The sequence below is a fragment of the Pantoea sp. B270 genome, from assembly GCF_018726825.1.
GTDB lineage: Bacteria > Pseudomonadota > Gammaproteobacteria > Enterobacterales > Enterobacteriaceae > Pantoea > Pantoea dispersa.
This window is the reverse complement of the sequence record NZ_JAHCSX010000003.1, coordinates 252287-278995: the sequence shown is the minus strand read 5'-3', so window position 1 is coordinate 278995 and position 26709 is coordinate 252287. Positions and strand designations below refer to the sequence as shown.

Sequence of the window (26709 nt, the reverse complement as noted above, 5' to 3'; positions counted from 1 at the left end):
CGCGTATCGGTGCGTATCAATGTTCGCGTATCGGTGCGCATGAATGCGCACCCTACGAGGGCATGGGCAATGCGCATCGGCGACAAACGGTAGGGGTTGTTGCTGCGGTTGAATCGGTGCGCATGAATGCGCACCCTACGGGGTGCACGGGCAATGCGCATCGGCGACAAACGGTGGGGGTTGTTGCTGCGGTTGAATCGGTGCGTATAAATGATCGCATATCGGTGCGCATGAATGCGCACCCTACGGGAGCACGGTCAGTAGGCATCGGCGACAAACGGTGATGCTTCTGTAGGGTCGCCATTCATGGCGACCATCGACAACGCCCGTTACTGCTGCGGACGAATCGGAATCAGATATTCGCAGCGAATCTCCATAGGCGGCTCGCTGCGCTTCTTGCCACCGTGCGTATAGAAACGCTCAATATCCTGGCCCTGACGGCGCACCAGGCCGAGGGTCGGCATACAGGTGCCGTACAGCAGCAGAATAAACTCCTGCAGCGCAGTGCGCGGTCCCTGATAGCTGAACTGCACATAATCCCCGGCTTCCAGAATCACGCTCTGGTTTGACTGCATGCTCAGCGCCTGCTGGTCGGCCGGCACCGCCGTGGTGTACAGAATCTCCTGCTCATCATCCTTCTCATGGCTGGCGCGTACCTGATGCAGGCCATACAGCACCGGCGGCACGGTATCGGTCTCCAGCAGGAACTGCTTCCAGAAGTGGATGCGCATTTCGTCTCGGTAGCTGGAGATCTGCTCCAGCGTACAGGTATAGCTTTGCGTTTGCCCCACCAGCACCGTTTCCGGCAGCGTGACGAACTGCGCTTGCGGCATCGGGTAATCATCGAGGCGAATCGGCGGGTGAATGCCGTACGAATTCCACTCCGACGAGCGGCGATACCACGCAGGTGTCTGATTGAACTGCTTTTTAAACGCGCGGGTAAAGGTTTGCTGCGAATCGAAGCGATACTGCAGCGCAATGTCGAGGATCGGTCGGCTGGTGAGACGCAGCGCGACGGCGGCCTTGGACAGCCGGCGGGCGCGGATATACGCGCCGATGGCGTGGCCAGTAACTTCCTTGAACATTCGCTGCAGGTGCCACTTGGAATAGCCCGCTTTTAGCGCAACGTTATCGAGCGAAAGGGGTTGATCCAAATGGCTTTCCAGCCAGACAAGCAAATCGCGAATGATACCGGCTTGGTCCATAAAACATCCTCATAACTCTCTGGTGGCGCAACGATGAAGTCACCGAATAGTAGCACGAATTGCACAACGGCGCGGGGGTGGTTTGCCAGTTAACTGTGCTACATCAATGCGGGTTGAAACCCGTTAGGTTTGGTTCTCGGTTCGATTAACAGTACATTACATTCACATCTATTCCGTTTGCAATGGTAACTCAATGACAATAGCTCGCAATCTTATAGTCACGCTGGCAACATTTATGTTGAGTCAGAGCGTGCTGGCCGAGGAGATCGGCTCCGTTGACACCGTATTCAAGATGTTTGGCCCCGATCATAAGATCGTGGTGGAAGCCTTCGACGACCCCGACGTTAAAAATGTAACTTGTTATATCAGCCGGGCAAAAACCGGCGGTATTAAGGGCGGACTGGGTCTGGCGGAAGATACTTCCGACGCGGCCATCTCCTGTCAGCAGGTGGGACCGATAGAGCTTAGCGATAAAATCGCGCAGGGCAAGGCGCAGGGTGAAGTGGTGTTCCGCAAACGCACTTCGCTGGTGTTTAAAAAGCTGCAGGTGGTGCGCTTCTTTGACCAGAAACGTCATGCGCTGGTGTACCTGAGCTATTCGGATAAAGTGGTCGATGGCTCACCGAAAAATGCGCTGAGCGCGGTGCCGATTATGCCGTGGCACTGAGCCGATAAAAAAACGCCCTGACGGGCGTTTTTTTGTTTCGCGACGGACGCTTAATCCTGCAGCTCGCCGCAGAAGCGGTAGCCTTCGCCGTGGATAGTGGCGATGATTTCCGGCGTATCCGGCGTCGACTCAAAGTGTTTGCGGATGCGGCGAATGGTGACATCCACCGTGCGGTCATGCGGCTTCAGCTCGCGACCGGTCATCTTCTTCAGCAGGTCAGCACGCGTCTGGATTTTGCCTGGGTTTTCACAGAAGTGCAGCATGGCGCGGAACTCACTGCGCGGCAGCTTGTACTGATCGCCGTTCGGGCTGATCAGCGAGCGGCTGTTAATATCCAGTTCCCAGCCGTTGAAGCGATAGCTCTCAACCTGACGGCGCTCTTCGCTCGGCATCGCCAGATTCATGGTACGCGACAGCAGGTTGCGCGCACGGATCGTCAGCTCACGTGGATTAAATGGCTTGGTGATGTAGTCGTCGGCACCGATCTCCAGACCGAGGATTTTATCCACTTCGTTATCACGGCCAGTGAGGAACATCAGGGCGACGTTAGCCTGTTCGCGCAATTCACGCGCCAGCAGTAAACCGTTTTTGCCCGGCAGGTTGATATCCATAATCACCAGATTGACGTCGTTATCGGTCAAAACCTGATGCATCTCGGCGCCGTCGGTGGCTTCATAGACCACGTAACCTTCGGCCTCAAAAATACTTTTGAGGGTGTTACGCGTGACCAGTTCGTCTTCAACGATAAGAATGTGCGGGGTCTGCATGTTTCGCTACCTAAAATTTGCCAACAAATCGAAAACAGGGCGTACGGCGGTTGCCATAACTGTTCCACTGAACAGTGGGCCGTTCGCAACCGGTGTACGAAATGATCTTCGGAATACACCATCCATCTACGTCAACTTCAGTGTTAGCTCAGCCAGTCAGGATGAATATTTGCGTGCCCCGTGGGTATCGGACTGGCGCTTATCCTAACCGTATTAACAGCAACCTAACAGCACCAACAACAACCGATAAGCATAAAAACAACGCTTCGTTGACTTATATCAAATGCAAGTGTAGCACGTTAACACTTTTATGAAAAACTTCTACTGGAATGCCAGCTTAGCTCACAAAAAGCAGCATTTTCGCTACATTTCAGCTGCATCAGCGCAAAAGTAAAACCTGCAGGCAATAACTTTTCAATTGTATGAAAAATAATGTTTTAATATGGGTTTAGCGCATAAATTTTGCTTATTACGCATAATTACGCCTGCCCGGCATTTTTGCCCTGTTTTAACATCCTTAACATCTTATTTTCTCAGGCCCGTGCGGTTGGTATTTTGTCGCCTGCATGCCAACATAGGTCGGGTTATTAACCGTTCGATGGAAAAATCATGCATTTCCCCCTGATCCTTGTCTCACCCGCTCGCCCGGAGAATATCGGCGCGGCCGCCCGCGCCATGAAAACCATGGGATTTAGCGAGTTGCGTATTGTCGCCAGTGACGCCTGGCAGGATCCGGCCGCGCGGCGTGTGGCCCACGGCGCCGGTGAGATTCTTGACCACGTGAAAACCTATGACACGCTGAGCGCTGCGCTGGCGGATGTCGATTTTTCCGTGGCCACGACCGCCCGCAGCCGGGCGAAGTTTCGCTATTACGCCACGCCGGCGCAGGTCGAAACCATCCTGCAGGAGAAACGTCAGTGGCTGAATCGCATCGCGCTGGTGTTTGGCCGTGAAGACAGCGGGCTGACTAATGAGGAGCTGGAACAGGTCGATCTGCTGACCGGCATTCCGATGGCGCAGGACTATCCTTCACTGAATCTCGGCCAGGCGGTGATGGTGTACTGCTATCAGCTGTCGGCGCTGCACCAGGTAGCGGCCGCGCCGGTTGAGGCGGCTAACGCGCAGCAGCTGCAGGCGCTGCGCCAGCGCTTTCATCAGCTGCTGGTGACGCTGGACGTCAGCAATGATGCCAAGCTGGCGGACTGGATCGATCAGCGCATCGGTCTGCTGGAGCGGCGCGACAGCGCCATGCTGCACCGTTTGCTGCACGACGTAGAAAAAAAACTTATAGATAATTGCTCGGGAAAACCGGCTCCGGACAGTGAGTGATCGGGCGTCTGTAACGCTGCCTGAACGATCGCAATCCGTTTCGGCGTCTGCGGCGCAGCACTGCGCAGTAGCACCATTCGGGTGCAAAGACAAATTCGTTGACTTAACGTGCGCTTTGCTTTACTTCTGGAAGGCAGACGGACAAGACAAAGACAGACAGAAAAAATCTCAATGCGTAACCACAGCCTGAACACCACCATTATTATTACCACCACCATTACCACAGGTAACGGTGCGGGCTGACGCATACAGGAAAAACAAAAGAAAGAAGCCCGCACCTCAACAGTGCGGGCTTTTTTTTCGGCAAAAATTCAGGAGAGCTTCAATCATGCGAGTGCTGAAATTCGGCGGAACCTCGGTAGCCAATGCGGAACGTTTTCTCCGCGTGGCAGATATTCTGGAAAGCAATGCGCAACAGGGACAGGTTGCCACCGTGCTCTCTGCGCCAGCGAAAATCACCAATCATCTGGTAGCGATGATTGAGAAAACCATCAGCGGCCAGGATGCGCTGCCGAATATCAGCGATGCCGAACGCATTTTTGCCGAACTGCTGCAGGGGCTGGCCGACGCTCAGCCAGGTTTCGATTACGATGGCCTGAAAACCCGCGTTGAGCTGGAGTTTGCCCAGCTGAAACAGGTGCTGCACGGCATCAGCCTGCTGGGGCAGTGCCCGGATGCCGTGAACGCCGCCATTATCTGTCGCGGTGAGAAGCTGTCGATTGCCATCATGGAAGCGCTGCTGCAGGCGCGCGGCCACAAAGTGACGGTGATCGATCCGGTCGAGAAACTGCTGGCGGTGGGCCACTATCTTGAATCGACTGTGGATATCGCCGAATCCACCCGGCGTATCGCGGCCAGCCAGATCCCGACCGATCACATGATCCTGATGGCGGGCTTCACCGCCGGCAATGAGAAGGGCGAGCTGGTGGTGCTGGGGCGTAACGGCTCCGACTACTCGGCGGCCGTGCTGGCGGCGTGTCTGCGCGCGGACTGCTGTGAAATCTGGACCGATGTCGATGGCGTTTACACCTGCGATCCGCGTCAGGTACCGGATGCGCGTCTGCTGAAGTCGATGTCCTATCAGGAGGCGATGGAGCTCTCCTACTTTGGCGCCAAAGTGCTGCACCCGCGCACCATCGCGCCGATTGCTCAGTTCCAGATTCCGTGCTTAATCAAAAATACCGCCAATCCTCAGGCGCCGGGCACTCTGATTGGCGGCGAAGGCGAAGTGGATGAAAATCCGGTAAAAGGCATCACCAATCTGAATAACATGGCGATGTTTAACGTCTCCGGTCCGGGCATGAAAGGGATGGTGGGCATGGCGGCGCGCGTGTTTGCCGCGATGTCGCGCACCGGCATTTCTGTGGTGCTGATTACCCAATCCTCTTCCGAATACAGCATCAGCTTCTGCGTGCCGCAGAGCGAGCAGGCGCGCGCGCGTCGCGTACTGGAAGAGGAATTCTACCTCGAACTGAAAGATGGCCTGCTCGATCCGCTCGACGTGCTGGAGCAGCTGGCGGTGATTTCGGTGGTGGGCGACGGCATGCGCACGCTGCGCGGCATCTCCGCTAAATTCTTCTCGGCGCTGGCACGCGCCAACATCAATATCGTGGCGATTGCCCAGGGCTCCTCTGAGCGCTCCATTTCGGTCGTGGTCAGCAATGATGACGTCACCACCGGCGTGCGCGTGGTGCATCAGATGCTGTTCGCCACCGATCAGGTGATCGAAGTGTTTGTGGTGGGCGTCGGCGGCGTCGGCGGCGCGCTGCTTGAGCAGCTGCACCGTCAGCAGGCGTGGCTGAAGGGCAAGCATATCGATCTGCGCGTGTGCGGCATCGCCAATTCGCATGCGCTGCTGACCAACGTGCACGGCATCGACCTCAGCAACTGGAAGGCGGCGCTGGCGGAAGCCAAAGAGCCGTTTAACCTCGGCCGGCTGATTCGTCTGGTGAAAGAGTACCATCTGCTCAACCCGGTGATCGTCGACTGTACCTCCAGCCAGGCGGTGGCCGATCAGTACGCAGACTTCCTCGCCGAAGGTTTCCACGTGGTCACGCCGAATAAAAAGGCCAATACCTCGTCGTGGAATTACTACCAGCAGATGCGTGCGGCGGCGGCGAAATCGCGCCGTAAGTTCCTTTACGACACCAACGTCGGTGCCGGTCTGCCGGTGATTGAAAACCTGCAGAACCTGCTGAACGCCGGCGATGAGCTGATCAAATTCTCCGGCATCCTGTCGGGCTCGCTGTCGTTTATCTTTGGCAAGCTGGATGAGGGCGTGACGCTGTCCGAAGCTACCCGCATGGCGCGCGAGCTGGGCTTTACCGAGCCGGATCCGCGTGACGACCTGTCCGGTACTGACGTGGCGCGTAAGCTGCTGATTCTGGCGCGTGAGGCGGGTCATCAGCTGGAGCTGAGCGACATCGATATCGAACCGCTGCTGCCCGCCAGCCTGACGGAGATCGCCGATGTCGATCAGTTTATGGCGCGGCTGCCGGAGCTGGACAACGCCTTTGCCGCGCGCGTTGCCAAAGCGCGTGATGAGGGTAAAGTGTTACGCTTCGTCGGCGCGATTGAAGAGGGCGGCGCCTGCAAAGTTAAAATCGATGCGGTGGACGGCAACGATCCGCTGTACAAAGTGAAGAACGGCGAAAACGCACTGGCGTTTTACAGCCGCTATTATCAGCCGATCCCGCTGGTTCTGCGCGGATATGGCGCGGGGAATGATGTCACCGCGGCGGGTGTGTTTGCCGATTTGCTGCGCACGCTGACGTGGAAGTTGGGAGTTTAATGATGGTAAAAATTTATGCACCGGCCTCGATAGGTAACGTCAGCGTCGGCTTTGATGTGCTGGGCGCGGCGGTTTCGCCGGTGGATGGCTCGCTGCTGGGCGACTGCGTGTCGGTCGAAGCGGCAGACCAGTTCAGCCTGCAGAATAAAGGGCGCTTTGTCAGCAAACTGCCCGCCGATCCGCAGGACAACATCGTTTACCAGTGCTGGCAGCGTTTCTGCCAGGCGATTGGTAAAGACGTTCCGGTGGCGATGACGCTGGAGAAAAACATGCCGATTGGTTCAGGCCTCGGTTCCAGCGCCTGCTCGGTGGTGGCCGGCCTGATGGCGATGAATGAGTTCTGCGGCCAGCCGCTTAACGACACCGAGCTGCTGGCGCTGATGGGCGAGCTGGAAGGGCGCATCTCCGGCAGCGTGCACTATGACAACGTCGCGCCGTGCTTCCTCGGCGGCGTACAGCTGATGATTGAAGAGAACGGGATCATCAGCCAGGAGGTGCCGTGCTTTGATGACTGGCTATGGGTAATGGCTTATCCGGGCATCAAAGTCTCCACGGCGGAAGCACGCGCCATCCTGCCGGCGCAGTATCGCAAGCAGGATGCCATCAAACATGGTCGTCTGCTGGCCGGCTTTATTCACGCCTGCCACACCCGTCAGCCGCTGCTGGCGGCTAAACTGATGCAGGATGTGATCGCCGAGCCGTATCGCACCAAACTGCTGCCGGGCTTTGCTGAGGCGCGGCAGGCGGCCAGCGACATTGGCGCGCTGGCCTGCGGTATTTCGGGCTCTGGCCCGACACTTTTCGCCGTTTGCAACGAGATGGCAACGGCACAGCGGATGGCGGACTGGCTGAGCCAGCACTATCTGCAGAATGAGGAAGGCTTCGTCCATATCTGCCGTCTTGATACGGCTGGCGCACGTAAACTGGGATAACGCATGAAACTCTACAACCTTAAGGATCATAACGAGCAGGTTAGCTTCGCGCAGGCCGTGAAACAGGGCCTCGGCTCGCAGCAGGGGCTGTTTTTCCCGCTGGAACTGCCGGAATTCGAGCTGACCGACATTGATGCGATGCTGGAGATGGATTTCGTCAGCCGCAGCAGCAAGATTCTCTCTGCTTACATCGGCGATGAAATTGCCGCGCACCAGCTGGCCGAGCGCGTGAAGAACGCCTTTGCTTTCCCGGCACCGGTGAGCCAGGTGAGCGACGATGTGGCCTGCCTCGAACTGTTCCACGGTCCGACGCTGGCGTTTAAAGATTTCGGCGGGCGCTTTATGGCGCAGATGCTGTCGTACGTGTCTGGCGCGGATGAGCAGATCACCATTCTGACCGCGACCTCCGGCGATACCGGCGCAGCGGTAGCGCACGCGTTCTACGGCATGGAAAACGTGCGCGTGGTCATCCTGTATCCGCAGGGCAAAATCAGTCCGCTGCAGGAGAAGCTGTTCTGTACGCTGGGCGGCAACATTGAAACCATCGCGATCGACGGCGACTTCGATGCCTGCCAGGCGCTGGTTAAGCAGGCGTTCGATGACGAAGAGTTGAAGAAAGCCATCGGCCTGAACTCGGCTAACTCCATCAATATCAGCCGTCTGCTGGCACAGATTTGCTATTACTTCGAGGCGGTCGCGCAACTGCCGCAGGAGAAACGTAATCAGCTGGTGGTGTCGGTGCCAAGCGGTAACTTTGGCGATCTCACGGCCGGTCTGCTGGCGAAATCGCTCGGTCTGCCGATCAAGCGCTTTATCGCCGCGACCAACGCCAACGATACCGTGCCGCGCTTCCTTGCCGACGGTCAGTGGCAGCCGAACGCGACCGTGGCAACGCTGTCGAACGCGATGGATGTCAGCCAGCCTAACAACTGGCCGCGTGTGGAAGAGCTGTTCCGCCGCAAAACCTGGCGCCTGACCGATCTGGCCTACGGCGCGGTGTCGGATGAGACCACCAAAGCCACCATGCGCGAGCTGGCAGAGCTGGGTTACCTGTCAGAACCGCACGCGGCGATTGCCTATCGTCTGCTGCGCGATCAGCTGCAGGAAGGGGAGTTTGGCCTGTTCCTCGGCACCGCGCATCCGGCGAAGTTTAAGGAGAGCGTGGAAGAGATTCTCGGCCAGCCGCTGCCGCTGCCGGAAGCGCTGGCCGCGCGCGCCGATTTGCCGCTGCTGTCGCATGCCATGAAGGCGGATTTCGCCGCGCTGCGGGCGTTTTTGCTGAAGTAAATATCTTACGGGCCGGTCACATCGGCCCGTTATGCATTTTTCTGGCGGCGCGATTTAACGCGCGGGTTTTTAACAGACGCGCAATGATTTGCGCCGCTACGATTCAGGTGAAGCTGGCGTTATTGCTCGCGGCGCTTAAATACCAGCTCGTTACCCTTACTCTCCGCCGCATCAAAGAAATAACCGTCAACATCAAACTTCTTCAGCTGCGTCGGTTTCGTCAGGCGCTTCTCAATCACATAACGGCTCATCAGGCCACGCGCCTTCTTGGCGTAGAAACTGATCACCTTGAACTTACCGTTTTTCTCATCGAGGAACACCGGCTTAACCAGCTCGGCATTCAGCTGCTTCGGCTTGATGGCTTTAAAATACTCATCGGAGGCGAGGTTGATCAGCACGTCATCGCCCTGTTCCGCCAGCGCGTCGTTGAGCTTTTGCGTCAGCAGGTCGCCCCAGAAGCTGTAGAGATCTTTGCCGGCCGGATTCGCCAGTTTGATGCCCATCTCTAAGCGGTACGGCTGCATCAAATCCAGCGGGCGCAGCAGGCCATACAGGCCCGAAAGCATGCGCAGGTGTTTTTGGGCAAAATCAAAGTCGGCTTCGCTGAAGGTTTCTGCCTGCAAACCGGTATAAACATCACCTTTGAAGGCCAGAATTGCCTGACGCGCATTATCGGGTGAGAAAGGCGGCTGCCACTGGCTGAAACGGTCGGCGTTGAGGTGCGCCAGTTTGTCGCTGATGCCCATCAGCGAAGCGATTTGCGCCGGGGAAAGATCGCGCGCCACGTCAATCAGCTGCTGTGATTTTTCTAACAGCGCCGGTTGAGTAAACCGTGACGTTGCCAGCGGGCTTTCATAATCCAGTGTCTTGGCTGGCGAGATAACCATCAGCATTGTGTCTGTCCTCGTTGACCCGCTGTTTTCAGGGGATGGATGGGAAAAATGTCGCGACGAGTGTAGCAAAAAAGCTGCACGGATCGGCAAATTGCTCCCATTTGTTAGCGCTATCGTAAAGGGCACGCGGCGATGTTGCGCCGCTTAGCCTGCGTGATATTATCGCAACAGCCTTTTACACCCTGACAGTCAACTTAAGAGAAAAGAGAACCATGACGGACAAACTTACTTCCTTGCGTCAGCTGACTACTGTGGTCGCCGACACCGGTGATATCGCGGCAATGAAACTCTACCAACCGCAGGATGCCACTACTAACCCTTCTTTGATCCTCAACGCTGCGCAAATCCCTGAATACCGCAAACTGATTGACGAAGCCATTAGCTGGGCACGTCAGCAGAGCAGCAACAAAGAAGAGCAGCTGGCGCTGGTTTCTGACAAGCTGGCCGTCAACATTGGTCTGGAAATTCTCAAACTGATCCCGGGACGTATCTCTACTGAAGTTGACGCGCGTCTCTCTTACGACACCGAAGCGAGCATCGCGAAAGCACGCAGCCTGATCAAACTGTACAACGATGCCGGCATCAGCAACGATCGTATCCTGATCAAACTGGCCTCAACCTGGCAGGGCATCCGCGCGGCGGAGCAGCTGGAGAAAGAAGGCATCAACTGTAACCTGACGCTGCTGTTCTCCTTCGCCCAGGCGCGTGCCTGTGCCGAAGCGGGCGTGTTCCTGATTTCGCCATTTGTTGGCCGTATCCTCGACTGGTACAAGCAGAACACCGACAAGAAAGAGTACGCAGCGCATGAAGATCCAGGCGTGGTATCAGTGTCTGAAATCTACAACTACTACAAGCAGCACGGCTATGAAACCGTGGTGATGGGCGCCAGCTTCCGTAACGTCGGCGAAATCATTGAATTGGCCGGTTGCGACCGCCTGACTATCTCTCCGGGCCTGCTGAAAGAGCTGGCCGAGAGCGAAGGCAGCGTAGAGCGTAAACTGAGCTACAGCGGCGAAGTGAAAGCGCGTCCGGCTAAAATGACCGAAGCGGAATTCCTGTGGCAGCACAACCAGGATCCAATGGCGGTGACCAAACTGGCCGAAGGTATCCGCAACTTTGCCATCGACCAGGGCAAACTTGAGAAGATGATCGCCGAACTGCTGTAAGGTGATGTGCCGTGGCGGCTGCCGGTCGCCACGGTTTTCGCGTTTCCCTCGCTGATGCTTTGTATTATCCTTTCTGCCATTCCCCTTTTTCTCACCGCCCCGCGGTCAACACAGCGATAACTCTATGGATACTTTACGTATTGGCTTAATTTCCGTGTCCGATCGGGCCGCTAACGGCATCTATCAGGATCAGGGCATTCCGGCGCTGGAAAGCTGGCTTAGCGCTGCGCTGGCGACACCGTTTGAGATTGAAACCCGCCTGGTTCCGGATGAACAGCCGATGATTGAGCAGGCGATTTGCGAGCTGGTCGACGAACGTTTTTGCCATCTGGTGCTGACCACCGGCGGTACCGGTCCGGCCCGGCGCGACGTCACGCCGGATGCGACCTTAGCGGTAGCCGACCGCGAGATGCCCGGCTTTGGCGAGCAGATGCGGCAGATCAGCCTGCAGTTTGTGCCGACCGCGATTCTGTCACGCCAGGTGGGCGTGATCCGCAAGCAGTCGCTCATCCTCAACCTGCCGGGACAGCCGAAATCGATCAAAGAGACGCTGGAAGGGTTGAAAGCGGATGACGGCACGGTGAAAGTGCCAGGGATTTTCGCGGCTGTACCCTATTGTTTACAGCTGCTGGAAGGGCCTTACGTCGAAACCCACCCGGAGGTGGTAGCAGCTTTTCGCCCGAAAAGCGCACGACGTGAGACAAACGTCTGAAAATTGCCGTTTTCAGGCATAAAATGCAGAGTGACTGGTGTGGCAAAATATTGACGGTATAGTAACCTCAGCTTTACAACTATACTGACATGGCCTCTGGATACCGCACTCTTATGGATTCGCTGACAACGCGTCGACTCAACCGCCAGGACTACAAAACCCTGGCGCTGGCTGCCCTGGGCGGGGCGCTGGAATTCTACGATTTTATCATCTTCGTCTTCTTCGCTGCGGTGATTGGCGAGCTGTTCTTTCCGCCAGACATCCCGGAATGGCTGCGTCAGGTGCAGACGTTTGCCATCTTCGCCGCGGGTTATCTGGCGCGCCCGCTGGGCGGCATCATCATGGCGCACTTTGGCGACAAAGTCGGGCGTAAGAAGATGTTCAGCCTGAGCATTCTGCTGATGGCGTTGCCGACGCTGGCGATGGGCGCGCTGCCCACCTACGCCAGCATTGGCATTGCCGCACCGTTACTGATGCTGCTGATGCGCGTATTGCAGGGCGCGGCCATTGGCGGCGAGGTGCCGGGCGCGTGGGTGTTTGTTGCTGAGCATGTGCCGGAGAAACGCATCGGCTTTGCCTGCGGCACGCTGACTGCAGGCTTAACCGCCGGCATTCTGCTCGGTTCGCTGGTGGCGACGGTGCTGAATACTTCGCTCTCGCCGGCGGCGATACGCGATCACGGCTGGCGCATTCCTTTCTTCCTCGGCGGCCTGTTTGGCCTGCTGGCGATGTATCTGCGTCGCTGGCTGCATGAAACCCCGGTATTTCGTCAGATGCAGCAGCGCAAAGCGCTGGCGGAAAAGCTGCCGCTACAGACCATTCTCGCCAGCCATAAGCGCGGCATTGCGGTGTCGATGCTGCTTACCTGGCTATTATCAGCCTGTATTGTGGTGGTGATTCTGATGGCGCCGACGCTGATGCAGAAGCAGCATGGCGTGCCGGCGGCGCTCAGTCTGCAGGCCAACAGTTTCGCGACCGTGATGCTGCTGATCGGCTGCGTGCTGGCGGGCTGGATTGTCGATCGCTACGGTGCGGCGCGTACCTTACTGATTGGTTCGCTGCTGCTGGCGCTGTGCAGCTGGAGCTTTTTCCAGCAGCTTGGCGGCACGCCGCAGATGCTGTTCATCTGGTACGGTCTGGCGGGACTGAGCGTGGGCGTGGTCGGCGTGGTGCCGTTTGTTATGGTGCGGGCGTTTCCGGCGGCGGTGCGCTTCACCGGCATTTCCTTCTCTTACAACGTGTCGTACGCCATCTTTGGCGGTCTGACGCCGATCAGCGTGACGCTGATGATGTCGCTGACGCCGATGGCGCCGGCCTGGTACGTGCTGGCGCTGGCGCTGATCGGCATGCTGGTGGCGCTGTGGTTATGGCATGACAGCCGCCAGGCTAATGCGCAGCTGGATGTTTCGCTGCATTCATCGTAATGGCAGCGCGCGGAGCGGCATGACGGCTCCGCGCGCCGTTGATTACTCGCCAATCGGCAACACGCTGCGCTCAAACTTCTCGTTCAGCACTTCGCCCATCGCCAGATAAAAGGCGCTGGCACCACAGACGATGCCCACCCAGCCGGCGATGCGCAGCAGCGCCGCGTGATCCAGCAGATGGCCGATAGCCAGCAGCGCAAACAGCAGCGTCAGGCTGGCAAACACAAACTGCAGCACTTTTGCGGCCCGCAGCGTGCCAAAGAACAGAAACAGCGTGAAGAGGCCCCACAGTGCCAGATAAGCGCCGAGGAAATGGCCATCGGCGGCGGCAGCCAGTCCCATTTTTGGCAGCAGCAGAATCGCCACCAGCGTCAGCCAGAAGCTGCCGTAGGAGGTAAAGGCGGTCAGGCCGAAGGTGTTTCCTTTTTTATACTCCAGCAGCCCGGCAAGGATTTGCGCGATGCCGCCATAAAAGAGGCCCATCGCCAGGATAATCACATCCATTTCAAACAGACCGGTGTTGTGTAAGTTGAGCAGGATGGTGGTCATACCAAAACCCATCAGGCCCAGTGGGGCGGGATTCGCCAGCGTGGTGTTGCCCATAATTCCTCAGCAGCAGCGTTATTGTTTATTGGTTTAACGCCCGCGCCAACAGCGGTGGGGCGCGGGGCGCTGCATCATAATCAGGTGGCTTTTGCCGCACTTTGATCTCACGCGGTAAGAGAATCTAAATTTTTTTTAGTTTTAACCCTTGATGCGCTTCGAAGCGGCCCCATTTAGTTGTCATCAAGCATTGTGAGGCAGCAAAAAAATCTGCCGCAGCAGTTGAAAGTGGTCAGCGTGACCGCATCTCTGCTTCACAACCCAATTTGGCAAAGAATTTAAGTGGGAGACGTTTAGATGGGTAAGATTATTGGTATTGACCTGGGTACAACCAACTCATGTGTGGCGATTATGGACGGTGGCAAAGCACGCGTGCTTGAAAACGCCGAAGGCGATCGCACCACACCGTCAATCATTGCATATACCGGGGATGGCGAAACTCTGGTCGGTCAACCGGCTAAACGTCAGGCGGTGACCAACCCGCAGAACACCCTGTTTGCAATCAAGCGCCTGATCGGCCGTCGTTTCCAGGACGAAGAAGTGCAGCGTGATATCAAAATCATGCCGTACAAAATCATCGGTTCTGACAACGGTGACGCATGGCTGGACGTGAAAGGCCAGAAAATGGCACCGCCGCAGATCTCTGCAGAAGTGCTGAAAAAAATGAAGAAAACCGCGGAAGATTTCCTCGGTGAGCCGGTAACCGAAGCGGTTATCACCGTACCAGCCTACTTCAACGATGCACAGCGTCAGGCGACTAAAGACGCCGGCCGTATCGCGGGTCTGGACGTAAAACGTATCATCAACGAACCGACCGCAGCGGCACTGGCTTACGGCCTGGATAAAGGTCAGGGCAACCGCACCATCGCGGTATATGACCTGGGTGGCGGTACCTTCGATATCTCTATCATTGAGATCGACGAAGTCGACGGCGAGAAAACCTTTGAAGTACTGGCGACCAACGGTGATACCCACCTGGGTGGTGAAGACTTCGACAGCCGTCTGATCAACTACCTGGTTGCCGAATTCAAGAAAGATCAGGGCATCGATCTGCACAACGATCCGCTGGCGATGCAGCGCCTGAAAGAAGCCGCAGAGAAAGCGAAAATTGAGCTCTCTTCTGCGCAGCAGACCGACGTTAACCTGCCGTACATCACGGCGGATGCGACTGGTCCTAAGCACCTGAACATTAAAGTGACCCGCGCGAAGCTGGAATCACTGGTGGAAGATCTGGTTACCCGTTCGATTGAGCCGCTGAAAGTGGCGCTGAACGATGCTGGCCTGTCGGTTTCTGACATCAACGACGTGATCCTGGTCGGTGGTCAGACGCGTATGCCAATGGTGCAGGCGAAAGTGGCGGAGTTCTTCGGTAAAGAGCCACGTAAAGACGTGAACCCGGACGAAGCGGTCGCTGTGGGTGCTGCGGTACAGGGCGGCGTGCTGGCCGGTGAAGTAAAAGACGTTCTGCTGCTGGACGTGACCCCGCTGTCGCTGGGTATCGAAACCATGGGTGGCGTGATGACGTCGCTGATCAGCAAGAACACCACGATCCCAACCAAGCACAGCCAGGTGTTCTCGACTGCTGAAGACAACCAGTCTGCCGTGACCATTCACGTGCTGCAGGGTGAGCGTAAGCGTTCGGCGGATAACAAATCGCTGGGCCAGTTCAACCTCGACGGTATTCAGCCTGCGCCGCGCGGTATGCCACAGATCGAAGTGACCTTCGACATCGATGCTGACGGTATTCTGCATGTGTCTGCGAAGGACAAAAACAGCGGTAAAGAGCAGAAGATCACCATCAAAGCTTCTTCTGGCCTGAACGAGGAAGAGATCGAAAAAATGGTTCGTGACGCGGAAGCTAACGCCGAGTCAGACCGTAAATTCGAAGAGCTGGTGCAGACGCGTAACCAGGGCGACCAGATTGCGCACAGCACGCGTAAGCAGCTGGACGAAGCCGGTGACAAACTGTCAGCGGAAGACAAAGCACCGATCGAGTCTGCCCTGAACGAGCTGAACACCGCGCTGAAAGGCGAAGATAAAGCAGAAATCGAAGCCAAAATGCAGGCGCTGATGGAAGTGTCCAGCAAGCTGATGGAACTGGCGCAGCAACAGGCTCAGGCCGGCGCAGCGGATGCCGGCGACGCTTCGGCGAAGAAAGATGACGACGTTGTCGATGCTGAATTCGAAGAAGTGAAAGATAAAAAATAATTGCCCCTGACCGGGCGCGACGGCTGGCCTGACAGCCGTTGAAACCAGCACGGGCGTCGGAGATCTCTCCACGCCCGTGCGATCATGTTAAGGGCAGAGAAAAATGGCTAAGAGTGATTTTTACGAGATCTTAGGCGTCTCAAAATCCGCCGATGAGCGCGAAATCAAAAAGGCCTATAAGCGCCTGGCGATGAAGTATCACCCGGACCGTAATCCGGGCGATAAAGAGGCCGAGACGAAATTCAAAGAGGTCAAGGAAGCCTACGAGATCCTCACCGATGCGCAGAAGCGTGCAGCTTACGATCAGTACGGTCATGCGGCGTTTGAGCAGGGCGGTGGTGGCGGCTTCGGCGGCGGCTTTGGTGGCGGCGGTGCCGACTTCAGCGATATCTTTGGCGACGTGTTCGGCGATATCTTTGGTGGTGGTCGCCGTCAGCGCGCCTCACGTGGCGCCGATTTACGCTACAACATGGAACTGACGCTGGAAGAAGCGGTACGCGGCGTGACCAAAGAGATCCGCATTCCAACGCTGGAAGAGTGTGATGTCTGCCACGGCAGCGGCGCCAAAGCGGGCACCCAGCCGCAGACCTGTCCGACCTGTCACGGTGCGGGCCAGGTACAGATGCGTCAGGGCTTCTTTACCGTGCAGCAAGCCTGTCCGACCTGTCACGGTCGCGGCTCGGTGATTAAAGATCCGTGCAACGCCTGTCACGGCCATGGCCGCGTTGAGCGCCAGAAAACGCTGTCGGTGAAAATCCCGGCAGGCGTCGATACCGGCGACCGTATCCGCCTCAGCGGAGAAGGTGAAGCGGGCGAACACGGCGCACCGGCTGGCGATCTGTACGTGCAGGTTTCGGTGAAGAAACACCCGATCTTTGAGCGTGAAGATAACAACCTGTACTGCGAAGTGCCGATCAACTTTGCCATGGCAGCGCTGGGCGGTGAGATTGAAGTGCCGACGCTCGACGGTCGCGTGAAGCTGAAAGTGCCGGCAGAAACCCAGACCGGCAAGCTGTTCCGCATGCGCGGCAAAGGCGTGAAGTCGGTGCGCGGCGGTGCGGTCGGCGATCTGCTGTGTCGCGTGGTGGTGGAAACCCCGGTCAGCCTCAACGACAAGCAAAAAGCGCTGCTGCGCGAGCTGGAAGAGAGCTTCGGCGGACCTACCGGCGAGAAAAACAGCCCGCGTTCGAAAAGCTTCTTCGACGGCGTAAAGAAGTTCTTTGACGATCTGACCCGCTAATCGGGTGCGCAGACAGTAACAAGCGGAGAGGCGACTCTCCGCTTTTTTTTATGCGCAGTTCTGCCATGCAGATATTCAACGGCATTGTTTTTCGTCATTCACATCCCCGACAGCCGTTACCTTTCAAAAATACGCTGACACGCTGTAGGGTCGCCATTTATGGCGACCTCAAGCCGTGAAAATCTCCACTAAAAAACGCTTCCTCACCTTGCAAAAACCGGCTCCGTTTTCGCCAATAGCATTTTTCGGCATTGCGTCGAAAATATATCATAGGTATCTTGCAAGGCGTTTAATGAGAATGATTTTCGATAACATGCACCATCAGCGGTGTGCGGCAGCGCAGTAGCGCGGGACCGTCGCTGCAGGGAGAGAAACGTTGCCAAACCCGACTCACTATCGCGCTCCACAACGCGTGCGCAATGAATTACGCTTCCGTCACATCACCGTCGCCAGCAAAACGCGGGTGGCCGATGCCTTCTGGCGCATCGTCTTTAGCGGCAGCGATCTGGCGGGGTTTCACTCGCCCTCTTTTGACGACCACATCAAAGTGTTTTTCCCGGATACGCCGGGCGGTGCGCTGGCGCTGCCACACATGACCGACGAAGGCATCGTCTGGCCTGACGGCGTACGTCCGGCGGCGCGCGACTATACGCCGCTGGCCTTTAACGGCAGCGATTCGCTGACGCTGGATTTTTACATCCACGACGGCGGCGTCGCCAGCAGCTGGGCGAGTGCCGCTCAGCCGGGCGATCGCATTGCGATGGGCGGCCCGCGCGGCTCATGCGTCGTGCCGGTGGATTATGCCTGTCAGATTTATGTGTGCGATGAGACCGGTCTGCCGGCATTTAAGCGCCGCTATCAGGAAATGCATGCACAACAGATTCATCTGCTGGCCTGTGTTGATGAGCCAGTCGGCCGCGCGTATCTTGGTGACCTGCCGGATGTCACGGTGAGCTGGCTCGGCAGCGGCAACATGCAGGCTGAGGCGCTGACGCCGCTGCTGGACCCGATTGTGCTGCCTGCTGATGACTACTTCATCTGGCTGACCGGCGAAGGCGCGGCGGTGAAACAGCTGAGCGATTACTTTACTCAGCAACGTGCGGCGCACAGCGACCTGGTGCGCGCCGTCGCTTACTGGCATCAGAAATAACCGGCGCCCGCCCGCTGCCGCCTGTGTTGAATTTTACTAGGCACCAGACTACTATCAACCTCCCTCAACTGACCCCGGGAAGGCGATGAAACAGCAGCGGGATGTTCCAGAGCACGCCGATGCGGCACAGCGTGCCAGCTGTGCCGGCGCACGCAGAAAGCGGCGCGAAAGGATGCTGGATGCCAGTGATATTCGCCTGCTGATGCTGCACTTTCTGGCCAGCGGCGCGGCGCACGGTTATGAGCTGATCAAATCGGTGGAAGAGTTGTCGAAAGGCGAATATTCCCCCAGCCCCGGCATTATTTATCCCAACCTGACGCTGCTGGAAGAGATGGACGCCATTCGCGTGGTGGATGCCCAGGCCACGCGCAAAGCCTACGCGCTCAACGATGCGGGCCGCGCGCTGCTGGCGGAAAATGGCGAAAACGTGGCGGTGATTATCGGGCGGCTCACTTCGCTGGCGATCCTGGTCAACAACCGCAGCATTCCGCAGGTAGAGCAGGCAATCCATACGCTTCGCTATACGCTCAATCACCGGCTGTCGCAGGAGCAGATTTCACCGGCCACGGTGGAAATTGTCGTGGCGGCGCTGCAGGACGCGGCAGAGAAGATCGCCAACAGCTAAGCGCGTTACGGTTTCTTCTTGTCCACGTGCCCCAGTTCGCGATCCGGCCAGCAGACATCGCGCACCCGCTGCTTCAGTGCTGCCGCATCGGGAAAGCCGCCTTCCTGTTTGCGTTCCCAAATTACCTGACCATCAATGCTGATCTCGAACACGCCGCCGCTGCCGGGCTGGAGCGTGACCGCGCTGAGATCGCCGGCAAAGGTATGCAGCAGCTCCTGCGCCATCCACGCCGAACGCAGCAGCCAGTTACATTGAGTACAGTAGTGAATGGTTACTGCCGGTTTATCTGCCATCCTATCCCTCCTGTTAGTGCTTGATTAATCATGGGTTAACAAATTGTGCGCACAAAGATACATCTTGATGCAAATGATATTGATAATGATTACCAATTGCATTAAATTGTTTTCGCCATCATTTTACTCTCTATAAATACCACAGGCATCCCTGCGGCACCGCGGCCAGTTATATACGGCAGCTGTGCACTGAAGCGCGCATGACACTGTGCCACAGGTGCCGGGATCGATAACATTATCTGGCCAGCGTGACGCGCTGTTTCACGGTTTTTAGCATAGAGCCGTGGTTTTCTGGCAGCAAATAAGTGAGCGAATACTAACAATTAACCAGGTATTTCGCGCATGTCTTTCAACCTTCAGGGAACTGTTCAGCAGCGTCTGTGTAAAGTCGCTGTTCTTGCTTCAGCCATTCACGCAGCCTGCAGCTATGCCGCCAGCGACAGCAGTACGCTGGCGCGTTCCGCAGAGAACAACAGCAGCAATGAACCGGTAATGACCGTTACCGCACCTAAGCAGCAGGCCGGCAGCAAAACCACGCTCACCGCCAGCGATCTGCAAAAACGCGGCGCCAATGACTTCGGTTCGATTATGCGTTATGAGCCGCTGGTCAGCGCCACTGGCGCGGCGGGCGGTTCGTCAGCCGGTAAAAGCGGCTTTGACCGTGCAGGCTATACCGGCTACAACATTCGCGGTCTGGAAAGTAACCGTGTCGGTCTGGATATTGATGGCATTCCGGTACCGGACGCCACCGGTCGTCCGTACGTCAGTCGCGCCGGTAACAATACCTTCGGTATCGGTCGCGACTACATCGACCCGTATATGTTTGGCAGCGTCGAAATTGAGAAGGGCGCTACATCGGTGGAACAACCTAACACCGCCATCGGCGGTAACGTATCGTTTCATAACAAGTCGCCGGACGACTACCTCAGCAGCGATAAAACCCACTATTTCGGTTATCAGAGCGACTACAGTTCGGCAGATCGCAGCTGGCACAACGGCATCACCGCGGCGGCAGGGGATGATGAACTGCGCGGCCTGTTTGTTTACAGCCGCCGCGACGGCCAGCAGACGCGCAACAACAGCGGCGTAAAAGACGCCTACCCGGCCAACTGGCACTCGGATGCCTTTATGACGTCGGGCATCTGGCAGCCAAACGATCAGCACAAGCTGAGCGCCACCTTCGACTACTACCACAAAACCAATCACACCCACTACGATACCTGGGACAGCAGCAGCGGCAACACTATTTGGGGCACTGCGCAACAGCAGAGCGATTCGCGCCGCTGGGGCATTAACCTTGCCGACGAGTGGACGCCGTACAACGAGATGATCGATACGCTGACCACGCGGGTTTACTGGCAGCAAACCCAGGCGCACGACACCACCTGGTTACCGACCAGCGCCAGTCAGTACGGTTTCGTCTACTCTGACTACAACGTCGATACCTTAGGGTTTGACACGCGCGCCAGCAAAACCCTCGGCCGCCACGAGCTGAGCGGCGGCGTCAACGCGCGCGTGGAGAACAGCGAGCGTCCGTTCCGCCAGGCGCCGAACCCGGGCACCTTCGGCACCATTACCCAGCCGCAGTCAGACAGCCGTTCCTGGACCGTGGCCGGTTATCTGCAGGATAAAATCAATTTCGATCTCGATAGCCACAATTTCGCGGTGATTCCCGGCGTGCGCGTTATTCATCAAAGCACCAAACCGAAGAACCTCGGCGATCTGACCAACGGCAGCACGGTACTGACCGAAGAGCAGGTTGAAAAACTGTACGGCAAGACCAATTCAGACACCGAAGTGCTGCCGTCACTGACCTTCCAGTACGATATCAATCCGGCGCTCACCACCTGGCTGCAATATAAGCGCGGCGTGGAGTTCCCGACCACCAGCCAGCTGTACGGCTCGTGGAACCTTGGTTCAAGCTACGCCGGCAGCGCGCAGTATGCGCTGATTGGTAATGCCGATCTGAAAACCGAGACCAGCAACAATTTTGAGTGGGGTCTGAAAGGACAGCCGACCGACGGCATCACCCTCAATACCTCGGTGTTCTACAACACCTACAAAAACTTTATTGCCTACACCCGCTATCGCCGCGCCACCAACCCGGCGATGTTCGTCAATGTTCCGGCCAACATCTACACCAGCTATCAGGCTGAGAACCGCGACAAAGCCTACATTTATGGGGCGGAGATCAGCACCCGCGTCAACTACGGCAGCTGGTTCCCGACCGTGGATGGCCTGAGCAGCACGTTCGCGCTCGGCTACAGCGAGGGGAAAGCGAAATCCCGCTATCTGGGCGACAAATACATCGATCTCGACAGTGTCGCGCCGCTGAAAGCGATTGTCGGCGTCGCGTGGGACGACAAAGCGCGCGGTTACGGCGCGGCGCTCACCGCCACCTTCGTCAAAGGCAAACAGGCCAGCGCCACCAACCGTGAGAGCTACAGCAACAGCGGGGCGGCCATCAGTGACGCCAGCAGCGAATACATGCGCGTGCCGGGCTACGGCCTGATCGATGCCACCGCGTACTGGCAGCTGACGAAAAACGTCAGGCTGAGCGGCGGTGTCTACAACATTACCGATCGTAAATACTGGGATTACCTCAGCAGCCGCACGCTGACCAGCGCCAGCGCGCAGGAGCGCAACGACATCAATCTGGCCGTGATGCCGGGACGCACCTGGCAACTGGGCGTGAACGTCGACTTCTAATCACTTTTCGCCCTGCGGTGGCGCAGGGCATTTTCACGTGAGCAAGCGCAATGCATCAACGCTATCAACACTATCTGGCGCTGAAAGGCCAGCAGCCAAAAATGTACGCGCGTGATTTAGCCGCGCTGATGGGCATAGGGGAAGCACAGCTATGCGAAGCGCGCGTGGGCCACGACGCGCAGCCGCTGCGCGCCGATTTTCCGGCGCTGCTGACGGCGCTGGCGGCAGTGGGTGAGACCAAAAGTATTACGCGCAATACCTGGGCGGTGCACGAACAGGTGGGAACCTACAGCAATCTGCATCTCGGCGAACATGGCGGGCTGGTGCTTAATCCGCGTGCGCTCGACCAGCGTCTGTTTCCCGCGCAGTGGCACAGTGCTTTCTTCCTGCGCGAGCAGACCGCGCACGGTGAACGGCAGAGCATACAGATTTTCGATCGTCACGCCGATGCGGTGCTGAAAATTTACACCACCGCGCACACGGAGATGCCGGCGTGGCAGGCGTTGATTGAGCGCTTCCGGCTGGCGCACGCGCCTCAGCTGCAGCCGCAGCCGGTCAGCGCCACGCCGTTCAGCGACAGGGTGGATGCCGGCACTGTCGAAGCGGAGTGGCGTGCCATGACCGATGCGCATCAGTTCTTTGGCCTGCTGAAGCGTCACCATCTCTCGCGGCCGCAGGCATTTCGCGCGGTGCCGGATGATTTAGCGCGTCAGGTGAGCAACACCGCGCTGGCAACGCTGCTGGCCCAGGTACAGCAGGATGGCAATGAAATCATGATCTTCGTCGGCAATCGCGGCTGTACCCAGATCTTTACCGGCACTATCGGGAAAGTGGTGCCGCTGGATAACTGGATTAACGTTTTTAACCCCACGTTCACGCTGCATCTTATGGCGGATCGCATTCACGAGAGCTGGGTGACGCGCAAGCCGGGCGGCGATGGCTTCGTCACCAGTCTGGAGCTGTTTGCTGCCGATGGCACGCAGATTGCCCAGCTGTACGGCCAGCGCAGCGAGGGCACGCCGGAACAGGCACGCTGGCGCGAGCAGGTGATGGCGCTGACGCCGACAGGAGCCGCCGCATGAAAGCGCTGATCCTGACACTGCTTGCTCTGCTGACGCTACCGGCGTGGGCGGCGCAGCGCATCATTACTATCGGGGGCGATGTAACGCAGATCGTCTACGCGCTGGATGCGCAGGCGCAGCTGGTGGCGCGCGACAGCACCAGCCAGCATCCGGCTGCGGCCACCAGGCTGCCGGATATCGGCTATATGCGCCAGCTCAACGCGGAAGGCATTCTGGCACTGAAACCGACGCTGGTACTGGCCAGCGCGCTGGCTAAACCGTCGCTGGTGTTGCAGCAGGTGGCGGACGCCGGGGTAACGGTGGTGGAGGTCAGTGGGGATAACCGCCTCGATGCCATCACGGACAAAATCGCCACCATTGGCAACGCGCTGCAGCGTGAACAGGCGGCCCGCGCGTTGATCGACAAGGTCAACAAACAGCGTGCGCAGCTACCGCAGCGGCCGCTGCCGGTGAAAGTGCTGTTTATCATGGCGCACGGCGGCTTACGCACCCAGGCGGCTGGTGCGCAGACCGGCGCTGACGGCGCAATTCGCGCTGCCGGCCTGGTCAATGCCATGGGCGCGGTGCCGCACTATCAGCAGCTGTCGCAGGAGGGCGTCGTGGCGGCAGCACCGGATTTGGTGGTGGTCGGCGAAGAGGGGCTGCGCACGCTGGGTGGCGAACAGGCGGTGTGGGCGCTGCCGGGCCTGCAGCTGACGCCGGCCGGCCAGCATCACGCGCTGCTGGTGATTGATGAGATGGCGCTGCTGAGTTTCGGCCTCGATACGCCGGGCGCGCTTTTGCGCCTGCGCCATGCGGCGGAAGCCGTGCAGCATGATTAACCGCCTGATGATGCGCTGGCTGATGTTAATGAGTATCAGCATGCTGGTGTGCATGCTGCTGGCGGCCAACCTCGGCGCGATGCCGCTGTCGCTGCGCACGCTGTGGCAGGCGCCGCTCAGCGATCTGGCCTGGCAAATCTGGCTCACAATTCGCCTGCCGCGCGTATTGCTGGCGGTGCTGACTGGCATGGCGCTGGCGGTGTCCGGCGCGGTGATGCAGGGGCTGTTTCGTAATCCGCTGGCCGATCCCGGACTGCTGGGTATCAGCAGCGGTGCCGGGCTGGCGGTGGCGCTCTCAGTGGTGTTGCCGCTCAGCCTGCCGCCGCTGCTGGCGCTGTGGCTGCCCTCGCTGGCAGCGTTTGCCGGCAGCCTGGTAGTGACGCTGCTGATCTTCAGCTTTAGCCGGCTGGCGCAGAGCCAGCTGGCGCGCCTGCTGCTGGTGGGCATTGCTATCAATGCGCTATGCGGCGCGGCGGTTGGCGTGCTGTCGTGGCTGAGCAACGACCAGCAGCTGCGTCAGCTGTCGCTGTGGGGCATGGGCAGCCTGACGGGTGCCCAGTGGCCGAGCCTGCTGGTGTGCGCGCTGCTGATTATTCCGGTGCTGCTGCTGGTACAGACGCGCGCGCGTCGCCTCAATCTGCTGCAGCTGGGCGAAGAGGACGCGCACTATATGGGCGTCGATGTTAAACGCACGCAGCGCCAGCTGTTGGTGCTGAGTGCGCTGCTGGTGGGCGCGGCGGTGGCGGTCAGCGGCATTATCGGTTTTGTCGGGCTGGTGGTGCCGCACGTGATGCGTTTTTGTCTCGGCAGTGACCACCGCTGGCTGCTGCCGGGCGCGGCGCTGGCGGGAGCGATTCTGCTGTTGCTGGCGGATACGCTGGCGCGCACCGTGGTGATTCCGGCCGAAATGCCGGTCGGGCTGCTAACCAGTCTGCTGGGCGGGCCGTGGTTCCTGTGGCAGATTCTGCGCCAGCAAAGGGGGCTGAATGAGTGAGCAGTTGCAGGCGCGCGGACTGCGGTTTTGCCGGGGAACGCGTACCTTAATCGATGATGTTTCCCTGACGTTGCCGCCGGGCGAAATGGTTGCCCTGATCGGTCCTAACGGTGCCGGTAAGTCGACGCTGCTGCGGCTGCTGACCGGCTTTCTGCACGCGGACGCCGGCGAATGCTGGCTGGGCGATCGTCCACTGGCCGCCTGGCCGCGTGAACCGCTGGCGCAGCGCCGCGCGGTGATGCGCCAGCAAAACAGCGTCACCTTTCCGCTGCCGGCTGCCGACGTGGTGGCGATGGGGCGCGCACCCTGGCCGGCCGGTAACTGCCAGGCGGTGGTGCAGGAGGTGATGCAGTTAACCGGCAGCGCGCCGCTGGCGCAGCGCGACTATCGGTCGCTGTCGGGCGGGGAGCAGCAGCGCGTGCAGCTGGCCCGGGTGCTGGCGCAGCTGTGGCATGACGACGGCCCGCGCGGCTGGCTGTTGCTGGATGAACCCACCTCCGCGCTCGATCTCTACTGGCAGCAGTCCACTCTGCGCCTGCTGCACCGGCTGACGCGCAATGGCCGCTTCAGCGTCTGCGCGGTGCTGCACGATTTGAATCTGGCCTCACTGTGGTCGGATCGGGTGTTGTTGTTACACCACGGCCAGCTGGTGGCGCAGGGCGCGCCGCACGCGGTGATGACCGAACCGATTCTGACACGCTGGTATCAGGCCGACCTGCAGGTGGTTACGCCGCCAGCGCAGGATCGGCCGCAGATACAGCTGCGGCCATAACTGCACCGGGTCAGGGCGCCTGGCGGCAATTGACAATCAGCCGACCACGCACCTGGCCCGCCAGCAGTTGTTCTGCGCCTGCGCGCGCCTCACTCAGTGGAATCACTTTGGTCATCTGCTCCAGCTGCGCGCCGTCAACCAGCTCCGCCAGACGCTGCCACGCCTGCTGACGCAGCGGTTTGGCGCACATCACGCTGTCCACGCCGGCCAGCGTAACGCCGCGCAGAATAAACGGCGCAACGCTGGTGGGCAGATCGAGGCCCTGCGCCATGCCGCAGGCGGCGACCACGCCGTCGCGCTGGATCCCGGCTAACACATTGGCCAGCGTGTGGCTGCCGACGCTATCGATCGCGGCGGCCCAGCGCTCTTTCGCCAGCGGTTTGCCGGGCGCGCTCAGTTCGTTACGGTCGATAATCGCGGAGGCGCCGAGCGTATCGAGAAGGTAGGCGCTGTCGCTGGCGCGGCCGCTGGATGCCACCACCTCATAGCCGAGACGCGCCAGCAGGCTCACGCTGAAGCTGCCCACGCCGCCGCTGGCACCGGTAACCAGTACCGGACCGTGCTGCGGTGTGATGCCCTGTTTTTCCAGCGCCAGTACGCACAGCATCGCGGTAAAGCCGGCGGTGCCAATCGCCATGGTTTGCAGCGGGCTGAGCGCCGCCGGGACCTTGACCAGCCAGTCGCCGGAGACGCTGGCTTTCTGCGCCAGCCCGCCCCAGTGTTTTTCACCCACGCCCCAGCCGGTGAGCAGCGCAACATCGTCCTGCTGCCACTCCGGATGACGGCTGTGGATCACCCGGCCAACAAAATCGATGCCCGGCACCATGGGAAACTGGCGCACAATCGGCCCTTTATTGCAGATGGCCAGCGCGTCTTTGTAGTTGAGGGTGGAGTAGCTTACTTCGAGGGTAACATCCTGATCGGGTAATTGTTGCTCTGACAGATCCTGCAGGGATGTGCGGTATCCCTGTTCATCATTTTCAATGACCAGTGCCTTGAACATGCAGCCTCCGGCTGGTTGGGAGAAGTGCGCTCCATA

General features: G+C 58.6%; 24 protein-coding genes and 1 other annotated feature. Of the genes, 18 read left to right on the top strand and 6 right to left on the bottom strand.

Annotation, left to right across the window (positions count from 1 at the left end; translation table 11 throughout):
* Positions 1-329 precede the first annotated feature (329 nt).
* A complete protein-coding gene (robA, locus tag KOL70_RS20790) occupies positions 330-1205 on the bottom strand; it encodes an MDR efflux pump AcrAB transcriptional activator RobA (protein WP_215481509.1) in 876 nt (291 codons plus the stop codon).
* Positions 1206-1398: 193 nt separating this feature from the next.
* Between robA and creA the strand changes: the two genes are divergently transcribed.
* Positions 1399-1872: a protein CreA gene (creA, locus tag KOL70_RS20785; RefSeq protein WP_022548913.1), complete on the top strand. Its 474-nt coding sequence runs from the start codon at positions 1399-1401 to the stop codon at positions 1870-1872.
* A 50-nt stretch (positions 1873-1922) separates the two neighbouring features.
* On the opposite strand, the gene arcA is transcribed toward creA, so the two are convergent.
* On the bottom strand, positions 1923-2639 hold the full coding sequence (gene arcA, locus KOL70_RS20780) for a two-component system response regulator ArcA (RefSeq protein ID WP_021508652.1): 717 nt from the start codon (positions 2637-2639) through the stop codon (positions 1923-1925).
* 609 nt (positions 2640-3248) lie between these two features.
* On the opposite strand from arcA, the gene KOL70_RS20775 reads away from it, so the two are divergent.
* The 5 genes from KOL70_RS20775 (at position 3249) to thrC (ending at position 8978) form a co-directional block, all read left to right on the top strand.
* On the top strand, positions 3249-3968 hold the full coding sequence (locus KOL70_RS20775) for a tRNA/rRNA methyltransferase (protein ID WP_215481508.1): 720 nt from the start codon (positions 3249-3251) through the stop codon (positions 3966-3968).
* A gap of 171 nt (positions 3969-4139) precedes the next feature.
* Entirely contained in the window at positions 4140-4211 is a 72-nt protein-coding gene (gene thrL, locus KOL70_RS20770; RefSeq protein WP_128601299.1) for a thr operon leader peptide, read from the top strand.
* Positions 4147-4270, top strand: a sequence feature (Thr leader region). (Overlaps the previous gene by 65 nt.)
* Positions 4271-4296: 26 nt before the next feature.
* Entirely contained in the window at positions 4297-6759 is a 2463-nt protein-coding gene (thrA, locus tag KOL70_RS20765) for a bifunctional aspartate kinase/homoserine dehydrogenase I (RefSeq protein WP_058781607.1), read from the top strand.
* Positions 6760-6761: 2 nt separating this feature from the next.
* Positions 6762-7691, top strand: a complete 930-nt coding sequence (gene thrB, locus KOL70_RS20760) for a homoserine kinase (protein WP_031279903.1) — start codon at positions 6762-6764, stop codon at positions 7689-7691.
* Between the two features lie 3 nt (positions 7692-7694).
* Positions 7695-8978, top strand: a complete 1284-nt coding sequence (gene thrC / locus KOL70_RS20755) for a threonine synthase (protein ID WP_021508656.1) — start codon at positions 7695-7697, stop codon at positions 8976-8978.
* 119 nt (positions 8979-9097) lie between these two features.
* On the opposite strand, the gene yaaA is transcribed toward thrC, so the two are convergent.
* On the bottom strand, positions 9098-9871 hold the full coding sequence (gene yaaA, locus KOL70_RS20750) for a peroxide stress protein YaaA (protein WP_058757132.1): 774 nt from the start codon (positions 9869-9871) through the stop codon (positions 9098-9100).
* A gap of 212 nt (positions 9872-10083) precedes the next feature.
* Between yaaA and tal the strand changes: the two genes are divergently transcribed.
* The 3 genes from tal (at position 10084) to KOL70_RS20735 (ending at position 13173) form a co-directional block, all read left to right on the top strand.
* Complete coding sequence (tal, locus tag KOL70_RS20745) at positions 10084-11037, top strand: transaldolase (protein WP_058757131.1); 954 nt, start codon at positions 10084-10086, stop codon at positions 11035-11037.
* Between the two features lie 124 nt (positions 11038-11161).
* The gene (gene mog, locus KOL70_RS20740) at positions 11162-11749 is read left to right on the top strand and encodes a molybdopterin adenylyltransferase (RefSeq protein ID WP_058771520.1); all 588 of its coding nucleotides are present in this window, start codon (positions 11162-11164) and stop codon (positions 11747-11749) included.
* Positions 11750-11862: 113 nt separating this feature from the next.
* Positions 11863-13173, top strand: coding sequence for an MFS transporter (locus KOL70_RS20735; RefSeq protein ID WP_058757129.1), 1311 nt, complete (start codon positions 11863-11865; stop codon positions 13171-13173).
* A gap of 42 nt (positions 13174-13215) precedes the next feature.
* On the opposite strand, the gene satP is transcribed toward KOL70_RS20735, so the two are convergent.
* Positions 13216-13776, bottom strand: a complete 561-nt coding sequence (satP, locus tag KOL70_RS20730; RefSeq protein WP_058757128.1) for an acetate uptake transporter — start codon at positions 13774-13776, stop codon at positions 13216-13218.
* Between the two features lie 297 nt (positions 13777-14073).
* Here satP and dnaK point away from each other — a divergent pair, with 297 nt between their 5' ends.
* The 4 genes from dnaK (at position 14074) to KOL70_RS20710 (ending at position 18999) form a co-directional block, all read left to right on the top strand.
* On the top strand, positions 14074-15984 hold the full coding sequence (gene dnaK, locus KOL70_RS20725) for a molecular chaperone DnaK (RefSeq protein ID WP_021508662.1): 1911 nt from the start codon (positions 14074-14076) through the stop codon (positions 15982-15984).
* A gap of 103 nt (positions 15985-16087) precedes the next feature.
* Positions 16088-17224: a molecular chaperone DnaJ gene (gene dnaJ, locus KOL70_RS20720; protein WP_021508663.1), complete on the top strand. Its 1137-nt coding sequence runs from the start codon at positions 16088-16090 to the stop codon at positions 17222-17224.
* Positions 17225-17600: 376 nt separating this feature from the next.
* A complete protein-coding gene (locus KOL70_RS20715) occupies positions 17601-18374 on the top strand; it encodes a siderophore-interacting protein (RefSeq protein ID WP_215481507.1) in 774 nt (257 codons plus the stop codon).
* An 85-nt stretch (positions 18375-18459) separates the two neighbouring features.
* The gene (locus KOL70_RS20710; protein ID WP_021314062.1) at positions 18460-18999 is read left to right on the top strand and encodes a PadR family transcriptional regulator; all 540 of its coding nucleotides are present in this window, start codon (positions 18460-18462) and stop codon (positions 18997-18999) included.
* Positions 19000-19004: 5 nt separating this feature from the next.
* Here KOL70_RS20710 and KOL70_RS20705 read toward each other — a convergent pair whose 3' ends face one another.
* Positions 19005-19292: a SelT/SelW/SelH family protein gene (locus KOL70_RS20705; protein WP_021506610.1), complete on the bottom strand. Its 288-nt coding sequence runs from the start codon at positions 19290-19292 to the stop codon at positions 19005-19007.
* Positions 19293-19634: 342 nt separating this feature from the next.
* On the opposite strand from KOL70_RS20705, the gene KOL70_RS20700 reads away from it, so the two are divergent.
* Genes KOL70_RS20700 through KOL70_RS20680 form a run of 5 tightly spaced genes read left to right on the top strand, consistent with a single transcriptional unit; the run spans position 19635 to position 25670 of the window.
* On the top strand, positions 19635-22001 hold the full coding sequence (locus KOL70_RS20700; protein ID WP_215481506.1) for a TonB-dependent receptor domain-containing protein: 2367 nt from the start codon (positions 19635-19637) through the stop codon (positions 21999-22001).
* Between the two features lie 50 nt (positions 22002-22051).
* Positions 22052-23083, top strand: coding sequence for a hemin-degrading factor (locus KOL70_RS20695; RefSeq protein ID WP_215481505.1), 1032 nt, complete (start codon positions 22052-22054; stop codon positions 23081-23083).
* Entirely contained in the window at positions 23080-23904 is an 825-nt protein-coding gene (locus tag KOL70_RS20690) for a hemin ABC transporter substrate-binding protein (protein ID WP_215481504.1), read from the top strand. The genes KOL70_RS20695 and KOL70_RS20690 overlap by 4 nt, the downstream gene beginning before the upstream one ends.
* Positions 23897-24898: an iron ABC transporter permease gene (locus tag KOL70_RS20685; protein ID WP_215481503.1), complete on the top strand. Its 1002-nt coding sequence runs from the start codon at positions 23897-23899 to the stop codon at positions 24896-24898. Before KOL70_RS20690 ends, KOL70_RS20685 begins: the two co-directional genes overlap by 8 nt.
* Positions 24891-25670 carry a heme ABC transporter ATP-binding protein gene (locus tag KOL70_RS20680; protein WP_104188374.1) on the top strand — a complete coding sequence of 260 codons (780 nt, stop codon included), beginning with the start codon at positions 24891-24893 and terminating at the stop codon, positions 25668-25670. The genes KOL70_RS20685 and KOL70_RS20680 overlap by 8 nt, the downstream gene beginning before the upstream one ends.
* A 10-nt stretch (positions 25671-25680) precedes the next feature.
* Here the strand turns inward: KOL70_RS20680 and KOL70_RS20675 are convergent, their stop codons facing one another.
* Entirely contained in the window at positions 25681-26673 is a 993-nt protein-coding gene (locus KOL70_RS20675; RefSeq protein WP_159377886.1) for an MDR family oxidoreductase, read from the bottom strand.
* Positions 26674-26709: the final 36 nt, after the last annotated feature.

What these genes read in the sequence shown, in the direction of transcription:
- robA (WP_215481509.1), bottom strand. Translation starts at nt 1,205, where the DNA reads ATGGACCAAGCCGGTATCATTCGCGATTTGCTTGTCTGGCTGGAAAGC.
- creA (WP_022548913.1), top strand. Translation starts at nt 1,399, where the DNA reads ATGACAATAGCTCGCAATCTTATAGTCACGCTGGCAACATTTATGTTG.
- arcA (WP_021508652.1), bottom strand. Translation starts at nt 2,639, where the DNA reads ATGCAGACCCCGCACATTCTTATCGTTGAAGACGAACTGGTCACGCGT.
- KOL70_RS20775 (WP_215481508.1), top strand. Translation starts at nt 3,249, where the DNA reads ATGCATTTCCCCCTGATCCTTGTCTCACCCGCTCGCCCGGAGAATATC.
- thrA (WP_058781607.1), top strand. Translation starts at nt 4,297, where the DNA reads ATGCGAGTGCTGAAATTCGGCGGAACCTCGGTAGCCAATGCGGAACGT.
- thrB (WP_031279903.1), top strand. Translation starts at nt 6,762, where the DNA reads ATGGTAAAAATTTATGCACCGGCCTCGATAGGTAACGTCAGCGTCGGC.
- thrC (WP_021508656.1), top strand. Translation starts at nt 7,695, where the DNA reads ATGAAACTCTACAACCTTAAGGATCATAACGAGCAGGTTAGCTTCGCG.
- yaaA (WP_058757132.1), bottom strand. Translation starts at nt 9,871, where the DNA reads ATGCTGATGGTTATCTCGCCAGCCAAGACACTGGATTATGAAAGCCCG.
- tal (WP_058757131.1), top strand. Translation starts at nt 10,084, where the DNA reads ATGACGGACAAACTTACTTCCTTGCGTCAGCTGACTACTGTGGTCGCC.
- mog (WP_058771520.1), top strand. Translation starts at nt 11,162, where the DNA reads ATGGATACTTTACGTATTGGCTTAATTTCCGTGTCCGATCGGGCCGCT.
- KOL70_RS20735 (WP_058757129.1), top strand. Translation starts at nt 11,863, where the DNA reads ATGGATTCGCTGACAACGCGTCGACTCAACCGCCAGGACTACAAAACC.
- satP (WP_058757128.1), bottom strand. Translation starts at nt 13,776, where the DNA reads ATGGGCAACACCACGCTGGCGAATCCCGCCCCACTGGGCCTGATGGGT.
- dnaK (WP_021508662.1), top strand. Translation starts at nt 14,074, where the DNA reads ATGGGTAAGATTATTGGTATTGACCTGGGTACAACCAACTCATGTGTG.
- dnaJ (WP_021508663.1), top strand. Translation starts at nt 16,088, where the DNA reads ATGGCTAAGAGTGATTTTTACGAGATCTTAGGCGTCTCAAAATCCGCC.
- KOL70_RS20710 (WP_021314062.1), top strand. Translation starts at nt 18,460, where the DNA reads ATGAAACAGCAGCGGGATGTTCCAGAGCACGCCGATGCGGCACAGCGT.
- KOL70_RS20705 (WP_021506610.1), bottom strand. Translation starts at nt 19,292, where the DNA reads ATGGCAGATAAACCGGCAGTAACCATTCACTACTGTACTCAATGTAAC.
- KOL70_RS20700 (WP_215481506.1), top strand. Translation starts at nt 19,635, where the DNA reads ATGTCTTTCAACCTTCAGGGAACTGTTCAGCAGCGTCTGTGTAAAGTC.
- KOL70_RS20695 (WP_215481505.1), top strand. Translation starts at nt 22,052, where the DNA reads ATGCATCAACGCTATCAACACTATCTGGCGCTGAAAGGCCAGCAGCCA.
- KOL70_RS20690 (WP_215481504.1), top strand. Translation starts at nt 23,080, where the DNA reads ATGAAAGCGCTGATCCTGACACTGCTTGCTCTGCTGACGCTACCGGCG.
- KOL70_RS20685 (WP_215481503.1), top strand. Translation starts at nt 23,897, where the DNA reads ATGATTAACCGCCTGATGATGCGCTGGCTGATGTTAATGAGTATCAGC.
- KOL70_RS20680 (WP_104188374.1), top strand. Translation starts at nt 24,891, where the DNA reads ATGAGTGAGCAGTTGCAGGCGCGCGGACTGCGGTTTTGCCGGGGAACG.
- KOL70_RS20675 (WP_159377886.1), bottom strand. Translation starts at nt 26,673, where the DNA reads ATGTTCAAGGCACTGGTCATTGAAAATGATGAACAGGGATACCGCACA.